The 19,876-nt window shown below is 59.7% G+C and carries 22 protein-coding genes; 20 read left to right on the top strand and 2 right to left on the bottom strand.

Annotated features, from left to right (window positions below):
* Window positions 1-7: 7 nt before the first annotated feature.
* The 6 genes from GGD57_RS08050 to GGD57_RS08025 all read left to right on the top strand — a co-directional run bounded on the left by GGD57_RS08050 (window position 8) and on the right by GGD57_RS08025 (window position 3,959).
* Window positions 8-511 (top strand): sigma-70 family RNA polymerase sigma factor, encoded by a 504-nt coding sequence (locus GGD57_RS08050; RefSeq protein WP_184468515.1) that lies wholly within the window; start codon window positions 8-10, stop codon window positions 509-511.
* A complete protein-coding gene (locus GGD57_RS08045) occupies window positions 511-855 on the top strand; it encodes a DUF2493 domain-containing protein (protein WP_184468513.1) in 345 nt (114 codons plus the stop codon). The genes GGD57_RS08050 and GGD57_RS08045 overlap by 1 nt, the downstream gene beginning before the upstream one ends.
* Entirely contained in the window at window positions 855-2,633 is a 1,779-nt protein-coding gene (locus tag GGD57_RS08040; RefSeq protein WP_246713584.1) for a DEAD/DEAH box helicase, read from the top strand. Before GGD57_RS08045 ends, GGD57_RS08040 begins: the two co-directional genes overlap by 1 nt.
* 66 nt (window positions 2,634-2,699) lie before the next feature.
* Window positions 2,700-3,200, top strand: a complete 501-nt coding sequence (locus tag GGD57_RS08035; RefSeq protein ID WP_184468512.1) for a metallophosphoesterase — start codon at window positions 2,700-2,702, stop codon at window positions 3,198-3,200.
* Window positions 3,201-3,249: 49 nt separating this feature from the next.
* On the top strand, window positions 3,250-3,435 hold the full coding sequence (locus GGD57_RS08030; protein ID WP_184468510.1) for a hypothetical protein: 186 nt from the start codon (window positions 3,250-3,252) through the stop codon (window positions 3,433-3,435).
* On the top strand, window positions 3,432-3,959 hold the full coding sequence (locus GGD57_RS08025) for a siphovirus Gp157 family protein (protein WP_184468508.1): 528 nt from the start codon (window positions 3,432-3,434) through the stop codon (window positions 3,957-3,959). The genes GGD57_RS08030 and GGD57_RS08025 overlap by 4 nt, the downstream gene beginning before the upstream one ends.
* Here the strand turns inward: GGD57_RS08025 and GGD57_RS08020 are convergent, their stop codons facing one another.
* Window positions 3,960-4,253, bottom strand: coding sequence for a hypothetical protein (locus GGD57_RS08020; RefSeq protein WP_184468506.1), 294 nt, complete (start codon window positions 4,251-4,253; stop codon window positions 3,960-3,962).
* Window positions 4,254-4,349: 96 nt separating this feature from the next.
* Between GGD57_RS08020 and GGD57_RS08015 the strand changes: the two genes are divergently transcribed.
* The 9 genes from GGD57_RS08015 to GGD57_RS07975 all read left to right on the top strand — a co-directional run bounded on the left by GGD57_RS08015 (window position 4,350) and on the right by GGD57_RS07975 (window position 13,917).
* Window positions 4,350-5,768, top strand: a complete 1,419-nt coding sequence (locus GGD57_RS08015) for a helicase (protein ID WP_246713583.1) — start codon at window positions 4,350-4,352, stop codon at window positions 5,766-5,768.
* Entirely contained in the window at window positions 5,765-6,253 is a 489-nt protein-coding gene (locus GGD57_RS08010; RefSeq protein ID WP_184468504.1) for an HNH endonuclease, read from the top strand. Before GGD57_RS08015 ends, GGD57_RS08010 begins: the two co-directional genes overlap by 4 nt.
* Window positions 6,250-7,290: a DNA-methyltransferase gene (locus GGD57_RS08005; protein WP_184468502.1), complete on the top strand. Its 1,041-nt coding sequence runs from the start codon at window positions 6,250-6,252 to the stop codon at window positions 7,288-7,290. The genes GGD57_RS08010 and GGD57_RS08005 overlap by 4 nt, the downstream gene beginning before the upstream one ends.
* Window positions 7,287-7,655 carry a DUF6511 domain-containing protein gene (locus tag GGD57_RS08000; RefSeq protein ID WP_184468500.1) on the top strand — a complete coding sequence of 123 codons (369 nt, stop codon included), beginning with the start codon at window positions 7,287-7,289 and terminating at the stop codon, window positions 7,653-7,655. Before GGD57_RS08005 ends, GGD57_RS08000 begins: the two co-directional genes overlap by 4 nt.
* A 63-nt stretch (window positions 7,656-7,718) precedes the next feature.
* Complete coding sequence (locus GGD57_RS07995; protein ID WP_246713582.1) at window positions 7,719-9,557, top strand: DNA cytosine methyltransferase; 1,839 nt, start codon at window positions 7,719-7,721, stop codon at window positions 9,555-9,557.
* A complete protein-coding gene (locus GGD57_RS07990) occupies window positions 9,544-11,826 on the top strand; it encodes a bifunctional DNA primase/polymerase (protein ID WP_246713581.1) in 2,283 nt (760 codons plus the stop codon). Before GGD57_RS07995 ends, GGD57_RS07990 begins: the two co-directional genes overlap by 14 nt.
* Window positions 11,827-12,027: 201 nt before the next feature.
* On the top strand, window positions 12,028-12,612 hold the full coding sequence (locus tag GGD57_RS07985; RefSeq protein ID WP_210303784.1) for a VRR-NUC domain-containing protein: 585 nt from the start codon (window positions 12,028-12,030) through the stop codon (window positions 12,610-12,612).
* A gap of 63 nt (window positions 12,613-12,675) precedes the next feature.
* Complete coding sequence (locus GGD57_RS07980) at window positions 12,676-12,906, top strand: hypothetical protein (protein ID WP_184468496.1); 231 nt, start codon at window positions 12,676-12,678, stop codon at window positions 12,904-12,906.
* A gap of 60 nt (window positions 12,907-12,966) precedes the next feature.
* On the top strand, window positions 12,967-13,917 hold the full coding sequence (locus GGD57_RS07975; protein ID WP_210303782.1) for a hypothetical protein: 951 nt from the start codon (window positions 12,967-12,969) through the stop codon (window positions 13,915-13,917).
* Window positions 13,918-14,396: 479 nt separating this feature from the next.
* Here the strand turns inward: GGD57_RS07975 and GGD57_RS29105 are convergent, their stop codons facing one another.
* A complete protein-coding gene (locus tag GGD57_RS29105; protein WP_246713580.1) occupies window positions 14,397-14,825 on the bottom strand; it encodes a hypothetical protein in 429 nt (142 codons plus the stop codon).
* On the opposite strand from GGD57_RS29105, the gene GGD57_RS29505 reads away from it, so the two are divergent.
* The 5 genes from GGD57_RS29505 to GGD57_RS07950 all read left to right on the top strand — a co-directional run bounded on the left by GGD57_RS29505 (window position 14,824) and on the right by GGD57_RS07950 (window position 19,844).
* A complete protein-coding gene (locus GGD57_RS29505) occupies window positions 14,824-15,189 on the top strand; it encodes an HNH endonuclease (protein ID WP_184331705.1) in 366 nt (121 codons plus the stop codon). The genes GGD57_RS29105 and GGD57_RS29505 overlap by 2 nt on opposite strands.
* Before the next feature lie 471 nt (window positions 15,190-15,660).
* Window positions 15,661-16,044 (top strand): hypothetical protein, encoded by a 384-nt coding sequence (locus tag GGD57_RS07965; protein WP_184331703.1) that lies wholly within the window; start codon window positions 15,661-15,663, stop codon window positions 16,042-16,044.
* The gene (locus tag GGD57_RS07960; protein WP_184468490.1) at window positions 16,004-17,938 is read left to right on the top strand and encodes a terminase large subunit; all 1,935 of its coding nucleotides are present in this window, start codon (window positions 16,004-16,006) and stop codon (window positions 17,936-17,938) included. Before GGD57_RS07965 ends, GGD57_RS07960 begins: the two co-directional genes overlap by 41 nt.
* The gene (locus tag GGD57_RS07955) at window positions 17,938-19,215 is read left to right on the top strand and encodes a phage portal protein (protein ID WP_184468488.1); all 1,278 of its coding nucleotides are present in this window, start codon (window positions 17,938-17,940) and stop codon (window positions 19,213-19,215) included. The genes GGD57_RS07960 and GGD57_RS07955 overlap by 1 nt, the downstream gene beginning before the upstream one ends.
* Entirely contained in the window at window positions 19,212-19,844 is a 633-nt protein-coding gene (locus tag GGD57_RS07950) for an HK97 family phage prohead protease (RefSeq protein ID WP_184468486.1), read from the top strand. The genes GGD57_RS07955 and GGD57_RS07950 overlap by 4 nt, the downstream gene beginning before the upstream one ends.
* The last annotated feature ends 32 nt before the right edge of the window (window positions 19,845-19,876 follow it).

The raw sequence follows: 19,876 nt of genomic DNA, 5'->3' as shown, positions 1-19,876 counted from the left end.
AGACGATATGACACAGACGGACGCACCTGCGCGCCCCGCCGAATTTGATGCGCGGCTCATGAACTACTTCCCGCATCTCAAACGCCTAGCCGGCAAGTTGACGAACAACAAAACCGAGCAGGAAGACCTGTTTCAGGAAAGCCTGGCGTATATCCTGTCCCACTGGACCTCATTCCGGCCTGACGGCGGTTTCTACAACTGGATCACGCTCACAATGCGCCATGTCGCGCAGAACGGCCGGCGCAAGGCGCAGGTCAGATCGCGCCATATGCCGACTGTATCGGATGATCGCGCCATGGCAGCCGTAATGACGCCGCCGAACCAAGCCGATGCCGTCGAGCTTAACGAAACACTTGCCGATCTGGGTTCTGGCCGATCTGGCCAGATCGTCATGCTTCGGGCCATGGGCGAGACACTTGAGTTCATCGGCGCCAAGTACGGTATAGGCAAGGAACGCGTGCGCCAGATCGAAGCGCAGGAGCGCGATCGGCTGCGAGCGAGGGCGGCGTGATGCGGCTAGTAGTAACTGGCGGCCGAGACTACTGCGAGACCGCGCGCATATTTGCAGTGCTCGATGAGCTTCACGAGCGCAAGCCTGTGTCTGTACTCATCGAGGGCGAGGCGCGCGGCTTGGACGTCCGAGCCAAGGCTTGGGCGCAACGTCGCGGAATCGTCGTGGATCCGTATCCGGCCGACTGGGACAACTTGGGTAAAGCTGCTGGCGGCATCCGGAATCAGTGGATGATCGACGATGGCAAGCCCGACTACGGCATGGTTTTCCCTGGCGGCCGCGGCACAGCGGACATGCGCCGCAGGCTGATCGCGGCCGGTATTTCGTTCGAGGAGGTGCGCTGATGCCCCTGCGCTATTACCAAGAGGACAGCGTTGCGGCGCTGTTCGATTATTGGCGCGAAGAGGCCGGCAACCCGCTGATCGATCTCGCGACCGGAACCGGCAAGAGCATGGTCATGGCCACCGTCATCCAGCAACTTGTCGAGGGCTGGCCGGACATGCGGATCATGGTAGTGACGCACGTCGCGGAATTGATCGAGCAAAACTTCCTCGAGCTCATCGGCATCTGGCCGTTCGCGCCGGCTGGCATCTTCAGCGCCGGCCTCAATCGGCGCGACGCGCGCAGCCAGATCATCTTTGCCGGGATCCAGACGGTTTGGGACAAGGCTGACCTGATCTGTGACGTGGCGGCAAATGAGCGCGTTGCCAGGAAGCCGATCGACATCGTCCTGGTCGACGAGTGCCACCTCATTCCGAAGAACAGCAACACCATGTACGGTAAGTTCTTTGCCGCGCTGCGCGAACTCAATCCGGATTTGAAGATCGTGGGCCTCACGGCTACGCCCTTTCGCCTTGACAGTGGCCGGCTCGACGAGGGCGACGATCGCATGTTCGATCGTGTCGTCTACACCTACGGCATAGCCGACGGCGTGCGCGACGGCTACCTGGCGCCACTGTCTTCGAAACATACCGCGATAGAGCTCAGCACCAAGGGCGTCGGCCGGCAGGGCGGCGACTACAAGCAGTCGGCGCTGCAAGCCGCAGTAGACAAGCTGGACGTCACGCGCTCGGCTGTCGATGAGATCGTGGCCAAGGGCGCGGACAAGCGGTCATGGCTCTGCTTCTGCTCTGGCGTCGAGCATGCGGAGCACGTGCGCGACGAAATCCGCTCGCGTGGCGTATCGTGTGAAATGATCAGCGGCGAGACGCCGAAGGAAGAGCGCCGGCGCATTATCGAGGACTTCAAGGCCTACCGAATCCGCGCCTTGACGAACAATTCGGTGCTGACGACGGGCTTCAACCATAAGGGCGTCGATCTGCTGGCCTTCCTGCGACCGACGCTCTCGGCGTCGCTGTATCTGCAGATGGCCGGCCGCGGCACGCGTGTGCTCTACGCTCCGGGAATGTCGCTGGACACGCCGGAGGAGCGGCGCGCAGCTATCGCGGCCGGGCCGAAGCCGTCTTGCCTGGTGCTCGATTTCGCCGGTCTCGTCGACAAACATGGCCCGGTAGACATGGTGCAGCCGAAAGAGCCTGGCAGCGGCGATGGCGAGGCGCCAATCAAGATCTGCCCGCTCGAGAGCGAAGACAAGCATGGCCGCGTCGGCTGCGGCGAGAAGGTGCATGCGTCAGCGCGCACATGCCCTTGCTGCTCGTATGAGTTCGATATCGACGACAGCCCGAAGATCGCGGCACACGCGGCGGACGTCCCGATCATGACGACGGTTGAGCCAGAGCCGCGCACGGTGAGTAGCAGAACGTTCCGCTTCCACGAAGGCAAGGGTGACAAGCCGCCATCGGTCAAGGTCACCTACATGGTCGGGATGACCGCAATCAACGAGTGGGTCTGTCCGCAGCACACCGGTTTTGCCAAGTCAAAGGCCGATCGATACTGGCTGGCGCATGGCGGCCAGCGGCCGTTCCCGAAAACGCCGATCGAGTGGCTGGAGCGCCAGGACGAGCTCGCCGAGACCGCCGAAATCATGGTCAAGCCGCGAGATCGATATTGGGATGTGGTTTCGCATGTTGTCGGCGAGCGCGTGGAGCGGGTGCAGGCCCCGGCAAACGACAATCGCAGCTATGCCGAGCGGTGGGAATTGGACGACGATATCCAGTTCTGAGATTGACAAATTTGTAAATTTACACCACGGTGAGGCTACCAAATTACACCACGTGAGGAGACGCCAGTGACGGCAAGAAATGTATGGTTCATAAGTGATACCCACTTTGGTCACAACAATATCATCACCTATTGTAGGCCGCAGTTCTCATCGGTGGGCGAGATGGAAGAAGTGATTATTGAGAACTGGAATTCGGCGGTAAAGCCGCAGGATCTCGTCTATCACTTGGGCGATTTTGCCTGGAAGACCGAAGATGCAAAGCGCGTGCGTCCGAAGCTCAATGGCGCTATCCGCCTAATTGTCGGAAATCACGACGACATTCCGTCTCTTGCGGCGGCGGGGATCTTTCAGCGCATCGCGCTGTGGCGGCAATTCCGTGACGAAGGTTTCACTGCATCTCACATTCCGATGCGATTCGACCAGTTGCGGCACGGCACCAAGAATTTGCATGGGCACGTTCACGGCAACCTTGAGGGGCTTGAGGGCTTCCATCGCGATATGTCCGTCGAAAGCATCGGTTTTATGCCTGTGCATTTTGATGACGTTGCCCTTTGGGCGAAATCCTAAGCGCCCAACTAGCGCGACAACCACAACACCACCACGTGAGGAGACTGAAATGAGCGAGAGAAGAGCCGAGACCGGCTGGATTGAATGGGCCGGCGGCAAGCAGCCTGTCGCTGACGAGGTGCTGCTTGAGGTAATCCTCAAGAACGGCATGCGGTATGAAGAATACAGCGATGAAATCCGCTGGAGCACGCGGAATGATCGTGACGTTGCTAGGTACCGCGTGGTGTCCGCATGACCAAACCCGCAAACGACAACACCAGATTTCTCGCCGTCGACGTCGCCGATCTCGAGGCCGCTTTCGCTGACATGCTGGCCGCATTCCCAGAGCTTGCCGAAGACGATACGCTCCGCGCCGACACCATCGAAGGCCAGACCAACGCCTACGAAGTGCTCGGCAAGCTGCTGGCGCAGGAGCGTGAGGCCAACTCCATGATTGCCGCCATCAAGAAGCGAGCAGACGAGCTCGACGCCCGCAAGAAGCGCCAGGAGCGCCGGCAGGCCGCGATGCGCGCGCTCATGCTGCGTCTTCTGAAAGCGGCCGGCCTGCCCAAAGTGCCGCTGACCGAAGCAACTATCTCCATCACCAAAGGCCGTGACAGCGTCGAAATCACAGACGAGGCCGCAGTGCCGGCGCGCTTCCTCAAGGTCGTGAAGACGCCGGATAAGGGGCTCATTAAAGAAGCGCTCGATGCCGGTAAGAAGGTCAAAGGCGCGCAGATCAAGACCGGAGACGATACGATTTCGGTGAGGGCGGCTTGATCAGTCTGGCGGCACTGAGAGTATTGCTTCGGCAAACGCTTTGATCGTGGCCTCGCGATCAATATTCAGCATGGTTTTCATGATCTCAGAGTAATCGGACTTGTGAATTCGAAGGTGAATGATTTCTTCGTTCACCTTCCTGCCGATATCGAACGCGAAATTGATGTACTCGTCCGATCCATTCCATGGCGCCGGCCATGACATAACCTTGACGTTGAACGGCTCTGGCTTGTCTATAAATGCATGCCGCGAAGCGAATGATTTTTTTAGCTTTCTCGATTGAAACGGTGTCATCGCCGGCCTTTCGTTGAGTGAACGCCACCATAACATACACCATACCGCGCGCCACCAACGCGCGGGACGCACCACAGTCTGAGGAGACAATAGCCAATGGGCATTATGACCCAGAACATCGCGCCATCGGCGCAGGCGGACGCATACGCCGCGTTCCTGGCCAGAAAGGCGATCCTGGATCCGCCGACTGGTCTAACCGAGATTCCAGAACTGCCATCGGTTCTTTTTCCATTCCAGCGCGACATCGTCACATGGGCGCTAAAGCGCGGCCGTGCGGCTCTGTTTGCCGGAACAGGTCTCGGCAAGAGCCTCATGGAATTGTCATGGGGTCAGGCCGTCAGCGCCGCCACGCAGGGCGACATACTGCACTTCGCGCCGTTGGCCGTCGCCGCGCAGATGGTGCGCGAGGCGGAGAAGTTCGGCATTCCGGCGCGCCATGTTCGGTCCCAATCCGACGTAGGCCCGGGCATCAACATCACCAACTATCAGAAGATCGAGCATTTCAATCTTGATCGGTTCGCCGGCGTGATCCTCGACGAGAGCAGCATTCTTAAGTCCGAGTCCGGCCACTACCGCAATGAACTGGTTGAGGCGTGCCACGGCATTCCGTTCCGGCTTGCGGCAACCGCAACGCCGGCGCCGAACGACTTCATGGAGCTCGGCAACCATGCAGAATTCCTCGGCATCATGTCCTATTCGGATATGCTCGCCACATTCTTCGCGCATGATGGCGGCGAGACGCAGAAGTGGCGGCTGAAAGGTCATGCCGAAAACGACTTCTGGCGTTGGATGGCGTCGTGGGCCATCATGCTGCGCAAGCCGTCGGATCTCGGATATGACGATGGCGCCTACCAACTGCCGGCGCTGCATCAAATTCACCATACGGTGACAATGCCGGTTGACACCGCTGATCTGGTCGGTGGCCGTGCATCCACGTTGCAGGAACGCATCAAGGCTCGTCGCGATAGCGTCGGCGATCGTGTCGCGCATGCGGCCAGCCTGACACCAACCGATCGGCCGTTCGTCTGGTGGTGCAACCTCAATGCCGAAAGCGAAGCGCTGACAGCCGCCATTCCAGGCGCCGTCGAAGTGCGCGGCTCTGACAAGGAAGACGTCAAAGAGCGGAAGCTGATCGACTTCAGCGAGGGGCGCATCCGCGTTCTCGTCACCAAGCCGTCGATCGCCGGTTTCGGCATGAACTGGCAGCACTGCGCCGATACCGGTTTTGTCGGCCTCAATGACAGCTTCGAACAGGTTTATCAGGCGGTGCGCCGGTTCTGGCGTTTCGGACAGCAGAACGAAGTCACGGCGCATTTCATTGCGGCGGAGACCGAGGGCGCTGTCGTCGCCAACCTGAAGCGCAAGGAGGCGGATGCAGACCGCATGGCGGCAGCGATGGTGCTCCACACTGCCAACATCACCAAGGCAGCCATCAATGCGCAGGCGCGCGAGAAGGCAAGCTACGATCCGAAAATCCCGATGCAGATCCCAACATGGCTAGGATGTGAGCTTTGATCACCACTGAACAACTGCGGGAAATACTGCACTACGATCCCGATACGGGGATCTTCACTTGGGCCAAGAAGACTAGCAATAAAGTGGTTGTTGGCCGCCATGCTGGGGCAATCAATCTCAGCGGATACATCGTCATCGGGATCGGGGGAAAGCTGCTCTACGCGCACCGCCTGGCATTCACTTGGATGGGCGAGGAGACGCCAGACACAGTAGACCATGCCGACGGTGATCGCCTGAACAACAGATGGTCAAATCTGCGACCTGCTACAGACCAGCAGAACGTCCTCAATGCAAAGTTGGCGTCGAACAGCACGAGTGGCTTCAAGGGCGTTAGTTGGCACAAGAAGGCACAGAAATGGTCTGCGCAAATCTACCTCGATGGGAAGTCGAGATACCTCGGCCTCTACACGGACCCGAAGAAGGCTCACGACGCGTACATGCGCGCCGCAAACAGTATCCAACCAGAATTCGCGAGGGCATCATGAACCATACCGTGACCGCAGGCATCAATGCCGTTAACCAAGTCATCACTGACGACTACGCGATCTACGAGGGTGACTCGTGCGAGTTGATCCGCGCGATCCCCGGTGACAGCGTGCACTTTGGCATTCACTCGCCGCCCTTCGAAGGACTTTACCGCTTTAGTAGCTCTGATCGCGACATCAGCAACAACGAGGGCGAGGACTTTTGGCAGCACTACGCCTTTCTGATCCAGGAGTTGCTGCGCGTGACGAAGCCGGGGAGGGTCCACTCCGTTCATTGCATGCAGCTCCCGACCAGCAAGAGACGCAACGGCTTCATCGGCATGCGCGACTTCCGCGGCGAGATCATCCGCGCCTACGAGGACGCCGGCTGGATCTTCCATTCGGAAGTTTGCATCTGGAAGGATCCCGTCGTTGCGCAGCAGCGCACGAAATCGATCCGCCTGCTGCACAAACAGATCACCAAGGACAGCTGCATCAGCGGGCAGGGGCTTGCCGACTATATCGTTTCCTTCCGCAAGCCCGGCGACAATCCGGAGCCGGTTGATGGCATGTTCGATTGCTGGGTCGGTGATGAAACACTAGACGTCAGCCGCGAGGCGTACGATCGGCACGCCGCGGAGACGATTGCCGCTGGTCGCACGCCATGGAGCTTCGAGCAGTGGCGATCGGTTTTTGTCTGGCAGCGCTACGCCTCGCCAGTGTGGAGCGACATTCGCCAGACGCGCACGCTGCAATATCGGTCGGCGCGCGACGAGCAGGACGAGCAGCATATCTCGCCGCTGCAACTCGACGTCATCGAGCGATGCATCGATCTGTGGAGTTTGCCGGGCGAAACGGTTCTAACGCCGTTCCTTGGCATCGGCAGCGAGGTCTATTCGGCCGTCGAGATGGGCAGGCGCGGCGTAGGCTTCGAATTGAAGCCGTCCTACTTCCGCCAGGCCGCAAAGAACATTGCAGCGCTCGGCACCATAGATCAGCCGGTGGCAGACCTGTTCGCAGCTGCCAATGACAACGCGCCTGCGAAGGCCGCAGCATGACCACCATGCCCAAAACCGCATTCACCCCGACGGTTGACGCCGCCGGGGATCCCACAACCTGCTTTTGCTGCGGCATGCGAGCCGTGGCGCTGGGCGTCAACCCCAACCCAAAAGGCGACCCCCAATACTTGTGTCGGAGGTGCATCGTGGCGATCGACGACTACAAGAAAATTCGCCGGCTCGATGACTACGAACTCGCCGCCCTGGATGGCGGCGTTGATGCGGTTGGTGAGTGGATTGCGGAGCGCGGCATCGGCACGGAGCTATCCGTCTATGACGAGCTTGATCAGAGGATGTTGGTGAAGGCAGCGTGGGAGGGGTGCGCGCGTGCGTTGCGGGCTGCTTTAGCCAGCGCACCTTTCTAACCACCACTGAATACGCGCCTCACCAGCGCAAGACCGAAACATCACAAATCTGAGGAGAAAACTTTGGCTCGCAAAATGCTTGTGGCTGATCTTCTATGCGGCGCCGGCGGATCGTCGACAGGGGCGCAGCGCGCTCTTGCCGAACTCGGCCTCGAGATGGAGCTCGTGTGCGTCAACCATTGGGATGTCGCGATCGACACTCATCAGCGCAACCACCGCGAGGCTCGACACTACGTCCAGGACATAGCGACTGTGCGGCCGCACATCCTCGTGCCGGAAGGATATCTCGACCTGCTTATGGCGTCGCCCACCTGCACGCACCATTCAGTAGCGCGTGGCGGCAAGCCGACCAGCGACCAGCAGCGCAGCGATCCGTGGCACATCATCACCTGGCTGACCGAGCTGCGGGTGAAGCGGATCATCATCGAGAACGTATGGGAGTTTATCGGCTGGGGCCCGGTCAATGCGAAGACTGGCAAACCGATCGCATCGCGCAAGGGTGAATATTTCCACGCGTGGACGGAGACGCTGCGACGCCTAGGCTTCGAACTGGAGTGGCGCAAACTCAACGCGGCCGACTACGGCGATGCCACCACCCGCCAGAGATTTATCCTCATGGGCCGTTCCGATGGACGCAAAATCCGCTGGCCCATGCCGACGCACAAGAAACGCGACGCGGTGAATGCTGACCTGTTCTCTGGCGTCAAACCGTGGCGCCCGGCACGCGAGATCATCGACTGGCAGATCAAGGGCCGATCAATCTTCAATCGCAAAAAACCGCTCGCACCGAAGACCCTGGCGCGCATCTATGCCGGCGCCCAGAAGTTCGGTTGGCCGGAGCCTTATCTCGTCATCCTGCGCAATCACATGTCCGCCCAAGGGATGGACCAGCCGCTTCCGACGATAGCGGCGAGGGGCACCCATATCGCACTTGCCGAGCCTGTCATCGTCAACATGAAGAAGGCGACATCGCCTGGAAGTGCAGCCGTTCCACTGCCAACCATAACGTCGGCCGCAAGCCATATCGCCGTTGCCGAGCCCATCATCATGAACGGGCGCAAAGGCAACAAGGCCGAGGGCGTCTCGGAAGGTCTGATCCCAACGCTGGACACAAAGGGCGGCGTCTGGCTTGCGGAACCGATGGTGCTTTCGCAGCACAACAGCGGCGCGGCGCGTTCGGCGAATGATCCTCTTCCGACAATTACGACCGGTGGAGCGGCGAACGACGAGCGGCCAGGGTGCGCCAGGCCAATGCTTGTTGAGCCGTTCGTTCTGTCGCAAGCATCAGGCGGTTCACCGCGTGGCGTCAGCGATCCAATTCCGACGGCGCCGACCGGTGGCGCGCACGCGCTCATCTCGCCCTATTACGGCTCTGGTTCTGGCGAGACCTGCAACAGCGTTGACGATACCTTGCCGACAATCACCAGCAAGGGCCGGTTCGGGATGGTAGTTCCAATCACCCATTCGGACAGCAGCAACCGTGCCCGCAATGTCGACAACGATCCGCTTCCAACGTTGACGACTGCAAACCGGGGTGAACTGGCATTCATCGCCGCGCAGTTCGGAGAGCGGGAAGGCCAGGCGCCGCGCATCCATGACATCGGCCAGCCAACTCCGACGATCGCCGCCACTGGCCATGTCAATCTCGTCGAGCCCGGGCCTGAGTTCGATATCCTATTCCGCATGCTGGAGCCGCATGAACTGGCCGCCGCCATGGGCTTCACCACGGAAGAATTCACCTATGAGTTTGCCGGCACGAAAACCGAGCAGATCAAGCAAATCGGCAATGCAGTGTCTGTCGCAAAAATGAAGGCGTGCGTGGGCGCGATCATGGCCGACGCTGCACCAAAACGCAAAGCCGCCAATGACAACATTCCGGAGATCAGCATTGCAGCCGCTTGAACTAGCCCAGCACTACGTCGCCGCCGGCTATCCAGTCTTTCCATGCAGGGCCAAGCCGGAAGACGTTACCGACCCAATCACCGGCGAGATCGACACCAAACACGAGAAAACGCCATACACCAGCAATGGGCTGCGCGGGGCGAGCAAATTCCCGCGCATCATCCAGCGATGGTGGAACGACAATCCAGATGCCCTTGTCGGCGTGCCTACGGGCGCGCCTTCTGGCTTTTGGGTGCTCGATCTCGATCTAAAGCCTGGCGTCGCCGACGGACACCAGTGGCTTGAGGCCATGGAGAACGCCAATGGCCAACTGCCGGACACAAGGCGAGCCAAGACGGCCAACGGTGGCACGCATATCTTCTTCCGTCACGTGGCTGGCGTACGCAACCGCGGTGGTCTCGGATCGGGGGTCGACGTGCGCGGGGATGGTGGCTATGTGATTATGCCTGGCAGCGCCATGGCTGACGGCCGGCACTATAAATGGATCTCGGAATCGCCGATCGCCGACGCACCAGATTGGCTGCTGGAGCTCGTGCTGCCAAGGCAGGCTGCGGCAGGCCCGGCAATGCCGTTCAGTTATCAGGCAGGCACCAATGACCATTACGTCAACAAAGCCGTCGACGACGAGCTCGCATTACTGGCCACAGCCGGGCAGGGCGGGCGCGGGGCGCAGCTGAACGCCAGCGCCTATGCCTTGGGCCAATTCGTCGGCGCCGGCGCTCTGTCGCGATCGGAGGCGGAATCCGCTCTGTACTCGGCGGCGCAAGCAAACGGCGTGGCGCAGAAGGATGGCGAGCGCGAAACGTGGTCGAAGATCCGGCGCGGGCTTGATGCTGGCATGCGGCAGCCGCGGCAGATACCGGAATCGGATTTCCAGCAGGACAATACGCGTCTCGTCGATATCAGCCGCATGATCAAGAATGGCTTGTCGAAAGCCAGGAAGGATGCGGCGCCGCCAGAAATAGATGAAGATGCTGCGCAAGAGGATGCGTCACCAGTCGGTGACATTGATCCCGAACGGGAAAACACACCTCTGGAAACGGCTCATGATGCAGAACCGCTCCCGCACGGTGTCGCCAACGATAACGAACCACCGCCCGGCCCGCTGCACGCGACCGCGTTCAAATGGATCGACCCGGCCTCCTTGCCTCGGCGCGAGTTCGCCTATGGCAGCCACCTGATCCGCAAATACGTGTCCGTGACCGTCAGCCCGGGCGGCCTTGGCAAGACCAGCCTAAGCCTTGCCGAAAGCCTTGCTATGGCGTCGGGCCGCGCGCTGCTCGGGACCAAGCCGCCGCATCGGTTGCGGGTCTGGGTCTTCAACGCCGAGGATCCACGCGACGAAATGGAGCGGCGCATTATGGCGGCGTGCATCCATTACAATCTCAAGCCGGACGACATTGAAGGCCATCTCTTCCTCGACAGCGGTCGCGAACAAGAGCTCGTCGTTGCGCTCGAAGACAAGAAAACCGGCGTCAAGATCCAGGAGCCGATCGTCGAGGCGGTGGTCGAGCAGATCGAGCGTAATGGCATCGATGTCATGATTGTGGATCCGTTCGTTTCGACCCACGGCGTGAACGAGAACGACAATGGCGCGATCGACAAGGTGGCGAAACTATGGGCGCAGATTGCGGATTACACTAACTGCGCCATCGACATCGTGCACCATCTCCGCAAGGTGGCAGACCGTGAGGCGACCGTCGAAGACGCTCGAGGCGCCGTGTCGCTGATCGGCGCGGCGCGATCGGTGCGTGTCTTGAACCGCATGTCAGACGAGCAAGCATCGGAGGCGGGCATCGATAAGGCTGATCGCTTCGGCTATTTCTCGGTCAACTACGGCAAGGCAAATCTGACTCCTCTTTCGTCCAAATTGGACTGGCGTCGCCTCGTCAGCGTGCCGCTTGGCAATGGGCGAGGCCTCACGAAGCCGCAGGATTTCGCGCCTGTCGTGACTGAGTGGAAATGGCCGTCGGCGGAAGAGATCGCGCAGGAAGTGGCGCCGGAGAAACTTGCCGCTATCAAGGCTGTGCTCGATGGCCAGGATTGGCGGGCGAGCGATCAATCGAACGAGTGGGCCGGTTATGCCGTGGCCCGCGTGCTCGAAATGGACGCCGACGACAAGTCAGACAAGCGCAAGATCGCGCGCCTCATCGACAACTGGATCAAGCAGGGCGAGCTCGTCAAGCATCGCCTGCACGAGATCAAAACACGGAAGCTCGTGCCGTATATCAAGAGCTCGAATTGGGCAGATACGGCAGCTGCAGCGTAGGTCGGCAAGTCTGCTCCACCACCCAATTTTTAGGGGTGGAGCACGGTGGAGCAGTGGAGCAAAAATCTGCTCCACCACCCAATTTTTAGGGGTGGAGCAGGGTGGAGCAAAACGTGTCGCGGCTACCTCTCCACTCTGCTCCACCACCACCCCATCCCCTTTAGGGGTGGGGGTGGTAGAGCGGGGTAGTGGAGCAAGATTTTGGGTGGTGGAGCAAAACAGGTGGTGGAGCACTTTTTGGAGGTGGAGCAGAAAATGGCAAAACGGACGACCCAGACGACCCGACTGAACGGCAAGCGCGTTCGCATCGTCACGACCGTCACAGCCAACGGCACAAAGGTCACCGTGAAGGCGGCTCCGGTTCTCGAGATCGATTTGCAGATTGAAGCGGTCAAACTTCTGAAGCGCATGCCGGAGTATGTCGCTGACGCCAGCAAGGTGAAGCCCGGCACATTCACGCTCGCAGCCGACCAAAACGGATCTGGCTTTCGCGGGCGCAACGCCGCGGTGAAGTTGAAGGCGGCCGGGATGGCGGCAGGCGAGCCGGATGTAAGGCTGTATTTTTTCGGCGGCGTCATTCGCATGATCGAGATGAAAGGCGAGGAAGGTTCATTGACGGCCAGCCAGGAAAGCCGGTTTCCGTTGCTGCGCGCCCTTGGCTTTGAAATTGCCATCATTGAGGCTGCCGTGCCGGAAGACGCAGCCCGGCAAGCCGTGGCGCTCGTGCGCGGCTGGCTGGCCGAGAACGACAATCAGTCCGGCCATGGCTTGCGGCAGGCGCCTTGACAAATTTGTAGAGTTTGTTAAATTAGCACCATCGCAACCAGTCACCACGAAGAGGAGACAGTCATGAAATCCATTCTTATCGCATCCGCCGTCAGCCTTCTTGCTCTCGCGGCGCCGGCCAACGCACAAGCCGTCGTCAGCAACGACTGCACGCTGTCGCGCTACATCGAGGCCTACGCCTGGCAGGCGCTCGACGACGCGGAGCGCTCCAAGGTCTCGCAGTCGACGATCAACGGGCTGCGCGTCTATCTCCGCACGACACAGCAAGCAACGAAGCGCGCATGCGGCGTTTGACAAATTTGTCATTTGGCGAGCAAAAGCCTATATATCCTGCACCACCACATGCGGGAGACAATGATGGCAATAGAAGCAGAAGAGCAGATTTTAGACGCCACTGGCCGAGTAGCTTACACCGGAAGCGATCCCCATCCATACAGGACAAATACACGCTTCAGGAAAGTTGATGGCATCTGGGAGCCAATCGTTGAACAGACCCAAGCGAGATTGTCGCGCAAGCATACGACGCCAGAGGAGCGCGCAGATGGTCGCGCTGTTGCTGCAAGAAAAGCAAAAGAGGAACGGCGCTCAATGGCTAAGATGACGAGAAAAATTGCGAAGCGCCAGGATATCGGCGATCCGTCCTGCGTTCAAAGTCGTGGTGAGGATTTTCCACTTCTTGAAGCGCTCCGGCGAGACGGGAAAGACGATGCGATAGCGGTCGTGCTTCGTTATCGCAAGCTGGTCGCCCTTTGTGAGGCGGAGCCTCTCAAGGGCTTGGACTATAGCAAGGCGGATGGCGGCGAGGTTGTTCGTGTCAGCAAAAGGCTCACTCCGGAAGCCGATATCGATGCAGCTGCAGCCAGCGATTGGATTGTGATCCCCGACGGCGAGATAAAGCAATCGTCGAAGATCAAGAAGAGCAAGGGCGCCCATGCTCAGCCAGCCAGACGCACGGTTGTTGCCGACAACGATAACATTGCCGCAGGCAGCGTCATCAAGACTGAAAGCTTGCACGTGAAGATCACCGACGAAGTGCTCAATGCGCACGTCGATGCCAAGCCGATACTGGCAGAGCTAAGGGCATCACTCGGCCCGCTTGTCGAGCCATTCGAAGATGCCGCCCTAGGCGGCAAGTCATATACGGACATTGGCCGATCAGAAGACAAATCGCAGCCGGCCGTCGCAGGCCGCGTGCTTGTTGGTATGGCAATCGGCAGCATCTCCATAAAATGGCAAGAGATAGACAAGCGAGAGAAGGCCCTGGATGCCGAGGCCCTACGTCGCTTTCGCAACCGTGCAGCGTGACCGTATGCCACGCGCATTCAGGTCACCAAGGGTTGAGAGGACTGCTTAATCCTCACCCCTTTGCGGTTGCGACCGCCCCGCCGCCATGCTGCAGTTAGGTGCAGCCGCTGAGTGAGCGGGTAACTATGCCCCACCCATGATCCTCTGGCCCTTTGCGGCCATGTCTAGCTCCTGGAACGACAGGACGACGTTGCGGACGCGCTTCGTTGGTGGTCAATTGCCTGGCGCTCCCTCCTCGGCGACTGGCGATCCCTGCGGCTGCTCCACTGCATAGCGGTGTTGAGCGGCCGCTTTCGGTTTCATCTGATCAGCGCAATTCTCGACCTCTTGCGCTGGTTCTGCGGGTGGGCTTCGGCTCACCCGCTATCAACATGAGGTCGACAAGGAGTCGAGACCTTGATGGATGCGCTATTCGGCGGCCCTGTTGCTGCCAATGATAATTTCAGGAAGTGCCTAGTTTGCGAGAACGAGGTGACAGGTCACGCCGCCAGAAAGTACTGCGGCGAGGCGTGCGCCAGAGCGATGGATCGTACAAAGCGAAATCCAGCACGTGAAAAAGAAATGGCGCTCGCTAGATCTCCGGAGCGCATTTGCGAGCTATGCGGCACATCCTTTCGCAAGGTTAAGAAGGACAAGGCAGAGCCAAGGTTCTGCTCCAAGCGATGCAGCGGCACAGCAATAATGGCAAATCTAGGCCACGTCGCACTTGTGACAAATCCTGTGTCGTTCATCGTGTTGCGCAAACGCTGCCGGTGCTGTGACTCAGTTTTCACAGCACACAAAAAGTCTTTTGTGTTTTGCTCCGATGAATGCCGCAAGGATGATGCGCGCGACAAAGCGAGGAAGTACGCGTCTGCCAACGACAATAGGGACCATTCTCCCAAGGCGTGTAAAGAATGCGGGAACATGTTCGCCACTTCATACGGTGACTTGAGAACTGTTTACTGTTCCGACAAGTGCAGCCGTCGCAACTCACATCGGATGGCCAGGAAGAAAGAGCGCGCCCGGATGCGCGGCGCTCTTGTTGAGAACGTCGATCCACTCATTGTTTTCGAGAGAGATAAATGGAAGTGCCGCATATGCGGCGTGAAGACGCCAAGAGGACTACGCGGCACATACGACGATAGGGCGCCTGAGTTGGACCATATCATGCCACTCAGTCTTGGTGGCGCGCACAGCTACATGAATACTCAGTGCGCTTGCCGCAAGTGCAATCGCGATAAGAGCGATACGCCGCCAAAGCAGCCGAGTTTGTTTGCCTATGCAGCATAGATCAAGGGATTGGTTGCACTTATATAAGTCGGCCAGGTGGCGAGCACTGCGACAGGCTCAGCTAAGCATGCACCCTCTGTGTGAGTGGTGCTTGGAGCGAGAGGTCGTCGAGCCGGCAACTGAGGTGCACCATCGGGTCGCCCATCGTGGCGACCTTGATCTGTTCTGGTCTGGCCCATTTCTCTCAACCTGCAAACCTTGTCACTCCTCTCGAGGGAAGCTTGAGGACAACGGCAAGACTGTCGTCGTCTACGGCGCCGATGGCTGGCCCCTGTAGATGCAAGTGCACCTAATGGGGAGGGGTGCATCGAGGTTGCCAGCGGGCCCATACAGGGAAACGACGATGGGCATTCCTATGCATTTTTTCGATTGAAAAGTTGAGGGTGACGGGGGTGCGGTTAGCCGGAGCTCTGCTCAACGGCTGATGGTTTGAAACTACGCGCAAATCACAAATTTGTCAAGAGGGTGCGCATGGCGCGGCCGAGAACGCCAAAGGCCAAAGCCGAAATCACTGGCCACGCAGGCAAGCAGAAAACAAAATTTGAAGGCCGCAACGAGCCGACCGTAGCTGATAGCGTCGGAGATCCGTTTGATTGGCTGAATGAGTACGCGCAAAAGGCATGGCGCGAAATTGCATCTGAGGTGCCCTGGCTGAATTCAAGCCACCGCGGCCACCTGGCGATTGCCGCAAACATTCGCGGCAGAATGATGAAGGGCGATGACGTTGGCGTGCAAGCCATGAACCTTCTCCGCCAGTGCTACGGCCAGATGGGTGCGACGCCTGCAGACGCTTCGAAGGCTGGGGCAAAACCTGATGGCGAGAGCAAAGACCCAGCAGACGAGTTCTTCGACTAGCGTTCCGGCGCACTTCAACCCGCCGTATCCAGTTGGCCCGGTCGACGAGTATGCGGAAGCCGTAATCAGTGGCACAATCATTGCCGGCCCGCACGTTCGGAACGCCTGCCGTCGGCACCGAGACGACCGCCTGAACGGCCCGGCGCGCGGCATCCACTGGGATCCAGAGGCTGCCGACCGTGTCCTGCGGTTTTTCCCGGCTGTTTTGAGATTGAATGGCGGCCAGTTTGAAGGCCGGCCGTTCCACCCGCATATTTCTCAGCAGTTCAAGATTGGTTCCATCTTCGGATGGAAGCGCGTTGAATCCGACGGCGCAATCCTGCGCCGCTTTCGGCGCGCCTACATCGAGGAAGGTAAGGGCAACGGCAAGTCTCCGCTGGCCGCTGGCATCGGGCACTATTGCCTGACATCGGACGGCGAGGCGGCGGCCGAAATCTACGCCGCGGCTGCTAACAAGGATCAGGCATTCGTTCTGTTTCGCGACGCGGTGGCGATGTACGAGCAGTCGCCGGCGCTCAAGTCGAAGCTGACGCCATCGGGCGGCAATCCGATCTGGAACCTGTCGTACCTCAAGAAGCGATCATTTTTCCGGCCGATCTCGCGAGAGGGCGCGCACTCCGGCCCGAGGCCGTATATCGCGCTCTGCGACGAGATCCACGAGCATCCAGATGGCAAGGTCATCGAAATGCTCGAGCGCGGTTTCAAGTTTCGCCGGCAGCCGCTGTTGTTCATGATTACGAACTCGGGGAGCGATCGGAATTCGATTTGCTGGGATGAACACCAGCACGCTATCAAGGTCGCGGCTGGCACGCAGACGCCAGACGACGATTTCACCTATGTTGGCGAGGTCGTCGACGACACGACATTCTCATATGTCTGCGCGCTCGACAAAGACGATGATCCATTCACTGACCCAACATGCTGGCAGAAGGCTAACCCGCTCTTCGGCGTGACGCTCAAGCACGATTATCTTGCCGGCGTCGTCAACCAGGCGAAGGATATTCCATCCAAGCGGAACGGCATTCTCCGGCTGCACTTTTGCGTCTGGACAGAGGCTGACACCGCATGGATTCCGCGCCCCATCCTTGAAAAGGTGATGGTCGATTTCGACCCGTATACCGAGCACAAGGGCAAGCAGATCACGGCCGCCGGCCTGGACTTGTCCGGCGCCAAGGATTTGACCGCGGCGGCTTTCGTCGTCGAGACAGGATCCAAGCGCGTCATGCGCGAGGACGGCACTGAGGCCGATTTGCCCACCTTCGATCTCTGGATCGAGGCGTGGACGCCGCGAGACACCATGGATGAGCGGTCGAAGGTAGACCATGTGCCCTACCGGCTATGGATGGACAACGGCTACATCAACGCTCCGGAGGGCGCACGCGTACGATATGATCATGTTGCTGCTCTATTCGCTCGCCTTAACTCCGAGCACGGAATTGGCGTTTTGGCTTTCGACCGTTACGCGTTTGACAAGTTCGAAACCGAGCTCGACGAGTACGGCGCCAGCATCAAGACCGTAGCCCACCCGCAGGGCGGCAAGAAGCGGGCAAAACCAGACGAGGACAAGGTGCAGGCGGCAAAAGATGCAGGCCTGGATCCGCCGCTCGGCTTGTGGATGCCAGGTAGTGTCGCGGCGCTCGAGGCGCTGATCCTTGAGGAGCGCGTGCGGCTTAGAAAGTCGCCGGTTCTGCTGGGCGCTCTGATGGGCGTTGCGATCGAAACCGACCCGCTTATGGGCAATCAGTGGTTCTCAAAGAAGAAATCCACGGTGCGCATTGACCCGGCCGTGGCTTCGGCGATGGCGGTTGGTGCGGCCGTGGATGGGATAGTCGAGATCAATCCGGTTACAAGCCCCTGGGATGATCCGGAATTCTCGCTCACAAAGGCGGCATAATGGCAATAAAAGACTGGTTTAGCCGCCGAAACGCGGAACAATCGCCGGAAACGCGCACAACCATTGAAAATCCAACCATCCCAGTGAGCGCCGACAATTTCCTGGCGTTCTTCGGCATCAATTCGGCCAATCTGCCGGCTGTAACCGTCGACAGCGCGTTGACAGTGCCTGCGGTTTGGGCTGCGGTCGCGTTCATGTCGCGCACGCTGGCCGCGCTGCCGCGGCACGCCTACCGAGACACCAAAACCGGTGCCACGCGCATCACCGGACGGCTGGAAACGGTCGTCAACGTCGCTCCGAACGATGGCATTGGCTCTTTCGCGTTCTGGCAGTGGTTCTGGCAACAGGTTTTCACGCACGGCCGTGGCCTGGCGTATATCGAGCGCACGCCGCAGGGCGTGGATTCGCTGTGGCCGATGAATCCGACGAAGACGACCGTCAAGCGCGTCGGCCTGAAGATCACCTATGACTATGAGGGCAAGACGTATGATGCGGCCGACGTCATTGATGTGCCGTTCATGCGCCGCAGTTGCGGATTGAGGCACTACGGCCCGATCGCGCAGGCGTCCAAGGCAATCCAGCTTGCGATTGCCATGAACGACTATGGGTCGAATTTCTTCGCCGGAGGCGGGGTGCCTCCGCTTGCATTGAAAGGCCCGCTGCCGGCCAGCGGCGAAGCGCTTAAGCGCGCCCAGGCTGACATCAAGCGATCGGTCGACGCTGCAAAGGGCGCTGGGGAATCGGTCTTTCCAATTCCGCCGGGCTATGATCTGTCTCCGGTTGGCCTTGACCCTGCCAAAGGGCAGATGATCGAGGCGCGTCGTTTCCAGGTCGAGGAAATCGCTCGGACTTACCAGCTTCCGCCGGTGTTCCTGCAGGATCTGTCGCGCGCGACGTTCAGCAACGCCGAGCAGCAAGATCTTCATCTCGTCAAGCATCTGATCGGCCAGTGGGCAAAGGCGCTCGAGGACGAGATCAACCTGAAGTTCTTCGGGCGGGCGGCAGGCAGTCGCTATGTCGAGCACAATCTCGACGGACTTCTCCGCGGTGACTTCAAGACCCGCATGGAAGGCTATGGCATCGCGATCCAGAACGCCATCCGCACACCTGACGAGGTTCGCAAGCTCGAAAACCTGCCGGCCAAGGGCGAAGAGGCGGAAAAGCTTCATATCCAAGGGGCAACAGTGCCTCTTGGATCTCAGCAGACGCAGTCGGCAACCAAGCCGACCGATCCGCCGGCCAATGACAACAACGATAATGAGGCCGAGGCCGCATGACGACAGAAATTGAAAAGCGCAGTCATCTCGACGCGGTCGAGCACCGCGCGAGTGATGACAAGCGCACGCTCGTTGGCTACGCCGCGGTTTTTGAGCGGCTGGCCGATATTGGCGGGTACTTTCAAGAGAAAATTGCGCCCGGCGCCTTCTCCGATGCCATCAAGGGCGATATCCGCGCCCTTGTCGACCATGACATGGGGCGTGTGATTGGCCGCAGCAAGAGCGGCACCTTGCGCCTGCAAGAGGACGGCAAGGGTCTCCGCGTCGAGATCGATGTGCCTGACACCACCGACGGCAACGATCTCTGGGTGCTCGTCGAGCGCGGCGACATCAGCGGCATGAGCTTCGGCTTCCGCGTTACCAAGGAAACTTGGGATGAAACCGGCCAGGTGCCGGTGCGGACGATCGAGAAGCTTAACCTGATCGAGGTCTCCGCCGTTGCGTGGCCGGCCTATGACGATACGACTATCGGCCTTCGCTCGCTAGAGGCGGCGAGGGCAGAGGGCGGAGCGCGCGAGGAAGACGAGCGCCGCAAGGCTGAAAATGCCGCCGCCGCCGCGCGCCGTGTCGCTGAAAAGCGAGCGGCAATGGAACAAAGGATTCGTGGCATCCGGCAGGACGTCGCGTAGTCACCCGGCCACCAGCCGGAGGGCCGGACAGA

Origin of the sequence: Rhizobium esperanzae (assembly GCF_014197615.1) — a bacterium.
Classification (GTDB): Bacteria; Pseudomonadota; Alphaproteobacteria; order Rhizobiales; family Rhizobiaceae; genus Rhizobium; species Rhizobium esperanzae_A.
This window is presented reverse-complemented; position numbering and strand designations above follow the sequence as displayed.

Excerpts from the sequence above, each read along its gene's own strand:
- GGD57_RS08050 (WP_184468515.1), top strand. The coding sequence starts at position 8 with ATGACACAGACGGACGCACCTGCGCGCCCCGCCGAATTTGATGCGCGG.
- GGD57_RS08045 (WP_184468513.1), top strand. The coding sequence starts at position 511 with ATGCGGCTAGTAGTAACTGGCGGCCGAGACTACTGCGAGACCGCGCGC.
- GGD57_RS08040 (WP_246713584.1), top strand. The coding sequence starts at position 855 with ATGCCCCTGCGCTATTACCAAGAGGACAGCGTTGCGGCGCTGTTCGAT.
- GGD57_RS08030 (WP_184468510.1), top strand. The coding sequence starts at position 3,250 with ATGAGCGAGAGAAGAGCCGAGACCGGCTGGATTGAATGGGCCGGCGGC.
- GGD57_RS08025 (WP_184468508.1), top strand. The coding sequence starts at position 3,432 with ATGACCAAACCCGCAAACGACAACACCAGATTTCTCGCCGTCGACGTC.
- GGD57_RS08020 (WP_184468506.1), bottom strand. The coding sequence starts at position 4,253 with ATGACACCGTTTCAATCGAGAAAGCTAAAAAAATCATTCGCTTCGCGG.
- GGD57_RS08015 (WP_246713583.1), top strand. The coding sequence starts at position 4,350 with ATGGGCATTATGACCCAGAACATCGCGCCATCGGCGCAGGCGGACGCA.
- GGD57_RS08005 (WP_184468502.1), top strand. The coding sequence starts at position 6,250 with ATGAACCATACCGTGACCGCAGGCATCAATGCCGTTAACCAAGTCATC.
- GGD57_RS08000 (WP_184468500.1), top strand. The coding sequence starts at position 7,287 with ATGACCACCATGCCCAAAACCGCATTCACCCCGACGGTTGACGCCGCC.
- GGD57_RS07980 (WP_184468496.1), top strand. The coding sequence starts at position 12,676 with ATGAAATCCATTCTTATCGCATCCGCCGTCAGCCTTCTTGCTCTCGCG.
- GGD57_RS07975 (WP_210303782.1), top strand. The coding sequence starts at position 12,967 with ATGATGGCAATAGAAGCAGAAGAGCAGATTTTAGACGCCACTGGCCGA.
- GGD57_RS29505 (WP_184331705.1), top strand. The coding sequence starts at position 14,824 with ATGTTCGCCACTTCATACGGTGACTTGAGAACTGTTTACTGTTCCGAC.
- GGD57_RS29105 (WP_246713580.1), bottom strand. The coding sequence starts at position 14,825 with ATGTTCCCGCATTCTTTACACGCCTTGGGAGAATGGTCCCTATTGTCG.
- GGD57_RS07965 (WP_184331703.1), top strand. The coding sequence starts at position 15,661 with ATGGCGCGGCCGAGAACGCCAAAGGCCAAAGCCGAAATCACTGGCCAC.
- GGD57_RS07960 (WP_184468490.1), top strand. The coding sequence starts at position 16,004 with ATGGCGAGAGCAAAGACCCAGCAGACGAGTTCTTCGACTAGCGTTCCG.
- GGD57_RS07955 (WP_184468488.1), top strand. The coding sequence starts at position 17,938 with ATGGCAATAAAAGACTGGTTTAGCCGCCGAAACGCGGAACAATCGCCG.
- GGD57_RS07950 (WP_184468486.1), top strand. The coding sequence starts at position 19,212 with ATGACGACAGAAATTGAAAAGCGCAGTCATCTCGACGCGGTCGAGCAC.